We start from the raw sequence: 3,592 nt of genomic DNA, 5'->3' as shown, positions 1-3,592 counted from the left end.
AACTGGTCGAGCTGACCAGCCAAGACGAGGCCGCTGCGCGCGCGCTGATCATGAAGGCCCGCGAACACTGGTTCAACGCCTGATCAACACACGCCGCGCCGCACCGAAAGTAATTTGAAGGATCCCCACATGGCCGTGACTACCGTCGCCCAATTCGCCGCCGAGCTGAGCAAGCCGGCGGGCACGCTGCTGGAGCAGCTGCATGCCGCGGGCGTCAAGAAGTCTTCCGTCGACGACTCGCTGAGCGAGAACGACAAGGAACGCCTGCTCGACCACCTGCGCTCTTCCCACGGCACTGCCGGTGCGGATCGCAAGAAGATCACGCTCGTCAAGAAGTCGACCACCGAGATCAAGCAAGCCGATGCCAGTGGCAAGGCCCGCACGATCCAGGTCCAGGTCAAGAAGACCCGCACCTTCGTCAAGCGTGACGACGAGGTCGCTGCCGGCCCCGACGACGCCGAACTGGTGCGCCGCGAGGAAGAAGCCCAGGCCCAAGCCACCGCGCTGCGTGCCCAGGAAGAGGAACTCGCCGCCAAGGTGAAGGCTCGCGAGGACGCCGAGCGCGCCGCGCGTGAAGCTGCCGAGGCGCGCCGCGCCGAGGAGCAGGCTGCCGCCGAAGCCGCCGCCAAGGCCGCTGCCGAAGCTGCCGCTGCAGCTGCCGCCGCCAAGCCGGAGGTCACGCCCGTCGAGCAGGCCGAGGCCCGCCAGCGCAATGCCGCTGCTGCCGCCGCCGAAGCTGCCGCGATCAACAAGGCCGCCTCCAAGCGCGGTGCCAAGGCCGCCGCGCCTGCGCCCGAGCCTGAAGTCGTTGCGCCGCCGCCGCCCGCACCTGCGCCTGAAGTCGTCGCCCCGCCACCGCCCGCGCCCGAAGTGGCCAAGCCGGCGCTGCGCGTCGTCAAGGCCGTCGATGCCGCTGCYGAAGAGAAGCAGAAGCAGGACGACCTGGCCCGCCGCCGCAAGGCCGCCGAGGACGAGGCCGCCAAGATCCGCGCGATGATGAATGCACCCAAAAAGGTGCTGGTCGCGAAGAAGCCCGAAGAGCCCAAGCCGGCCGAAGCCGCCGCGGGCATCAAGGGCACCATCCACAAGAAGGCCGGCACGCCAGGCGCAGCACCTGCTGCAGCGGGCGCAGGCGCCGGCAAGCCGGGCGACAAGAAGTCGGTCAAGTCCGAGAAGCTGTCGTCCAGTTGGGCCGATGACGCCGCCAAGAAGCGCGGCCTCAAGACCATCGGTGCCGGTCCCGCCGGCGCGAATCGCCCGGGTGGCGGCGGCAACTGGCGTGCTCCGGCGCGCGGTGGTGCCGGTGGCCGTCGTGGCGGCAATGACCGTGGTGGCAATGGCCAAGGCAACTTCCAGGCACCTGCAGAGATGCAGATCCAAGAGGTGCACGTCCCCGAGACGATCTCGGTGGCCGACCTCGCCCACAAGATGTCGGTCAAGGCCGCCGAGGTCATCAAGCAATTGATGAAGCTGGGCCAGATGGTCACCATCAACCAGCAGCTGGACCAAGAGACGGCCATGATCCTGGTCGAGGAAATGGGTCACAAGGCCTTCCCCGCCAAGCTGGACGATCCGGACGCCTTCCTGGAAGAAGAGGGCACCGCCGAGCAGGAGCACGAGTCGCTGTCGCGCGCCCCGGTCGTCACCGTCATGGGCCACGTCGACCACGGCAAGACCTCGCTGCTGGACTACATCCGCCGTGCCCGCGTCGCCGCAGGCGAGGCTGGTGGCATCACGCAGCACATCGGTGCTTATCACGTCGATACGCCGCGCGGCATGATCACCTTCCTGGACACCCCGGGTCACGCGGCCTTCACGGCGATGCGTGCCCGCGGTGCCAAGGCAACCGACATCGTCATCCTCGTTTGCGCGGCCGACGACGGCGTCATGCCCCAGACCAAGGAAGCCATCCACCACGCGAAGGCGGCTGGCGTGCCGATCGTGGTCGCGATGACCAAGATCGACAAGCCCGACGCCAACGTCGAGCGCGTGAAGAGCGAGCTCGTGGCCGAACAGGTCGTGCCGGAAGAATTCGGTGGTGAGTCGCCCTTCATCGGCGTGTCGTCCAAGACCGGCCAGGGCATTGACGACCTGCTGGAGCAAGTGCTGCTGCAGGCCGAAGTGCTGGAGCTGAAGGCGCCGGTGGCCTCGATGGCCAAGGGCCTGGTCATCGAAGCCAAGCTGGACAAGGGCCGCGGCCCGGTTGCGACGGTGCTGGTGCAGAGCGGCACGCTCAAGCGCGGCGACGTCGTGCTGGCTGGCTCCACGTTCGGCCGTGTGCGCGCCATGCTGGACGAAGACGGCAAGGCCTGTACCGAGGCTGGCCCGTCCATCCCGGTCGAAATCCAGGGCCTGACCGAAGTGCCGCAAGCTGGCGATGAGTTCATGGTGCTGGGCGACGAACGCCGTGCCCGAGAGGTCGCGACCTTCCGTTCGGGCAAGTACCGCGACGTGAAGCTGGCCAAGCAGCAGGCCGCCAAGCTGGAGAACATGTTCAGCGAGATGGGCGCCGGCGACGTGCAGACGCTGCCGCTGATCATCAAGAGCGACGTGCAGGGCTCGCAGGAAGCGCTGGCCGCTTCGCTGCTCAAGCTCAGCAACGCCGAGGTCAAGGTGCAGATCGTCCACGCGGCGGTTGGTGGCATCAGCGAGAGCGACATCAACCTCGCCATCGCCTCCAAGGCCGTCATCATCGGCTTCAATGTGCGGGCCGATGCCGGTGCGCGCAAGCTGGCCGAAGGCAACGCGGTCGATCTGCGTTACTACAGCATCATTTACGACGCTGTGGATGACGTGACCAAGGCGATGTCCGGCATGCTGGCGCCCGAGCAGCGCGAGGAAGCGCTGGGTACGGCCGAAATCCGCGTCGTGTTCGTCGCTTCCAAGATCGGCACGGTGGCCGGCTCCATGGTCACCAGCGGTTTGGTTCGCCGTGGCGCTCGCTTCCGACTGCTGCGCGAGAACACCGTCGTCTACACGGGCGAGGTGGACTCGGTGCGCCGCGAGAAGGACGACGTCCGCGAAGTCAAGGAAGGCTTCGAGTGCGGTATCAAGCTCAAGAACTACAGCGACATCAAGGAAGGTGATCAGCTCGAATTCTTCGAGATCAAGGAAGTGGCCCGCACGCTCTGACCTCCAATCCCGAGGGTTAACCCCGCCCCTCGGGGCGGGGTTTGTTCTTTGTTGGCTGTCCGCGCGTGAACCGCGCAAACAGCCTGATCAGGAAACCTGCCATGAGACACAAACGCGCCATCCCCAACCGAGCTTTCCGAGTCGCCGACCAGATCCAGCGTGATCTGGCGGAGCTGATCCGCGAGCTCAAGGATCCGCGCATCGGCATGGCGACGATCAATGCGATCGAGGTCACGCCCGACTACGCCCATGCCAAGGTGTTCTTCTCGGTACTGGTCGGTGACCCGAAGGAAACGCAGGAAGCGCTGAACGAGGCCGCGGGTTTCCTGCGCAACGGCCTGTTCAAGCGCCTGCAGATCCACACGGTGCCGACGCTGCACTTTCAGTTCGACCGCACCATCGAGCGTGCGGCCGAGATGAGTGCCCTGATCAACAAGGCCAATGCGACTCGCGCTTTGGA

General features: G+C 66.3%; 2 protein-coding genes. Both read left to right on the top strand.

The annotated features are described in order from the left end of the window. Positions 1-129 precede the first annotated feature (129 nt). Complete coding sequence (gene infB, locus ACXJKR_RS27340) at positions 130-3,132, top strand: translation initiation factor IF-2 (RefSeq protein WP_056196705.1); 3,003 nt, start codon at positions 130-132, stop codon at positions 3,130-3,132. A gap of 101 nt (positions 3,133-3,233) precedes the next feature. After that, the coding region (gene rbfA, locus ACXJKR_RS27335; protein WP_457325506.1) for a 30S ribosome-binding factor RbfA at positions 3,234-3,592 on the top strand (359 nt) is incomplete at its 3' end.

This window comes from Roseateles sp. P5_E11, from assembly GCF_054049355.1.
The sequence above is the reverse complement of the archived record's forward strand: the minus strand, read 5'-3'. Positions and strand labels throughout refer to the sequence as shown.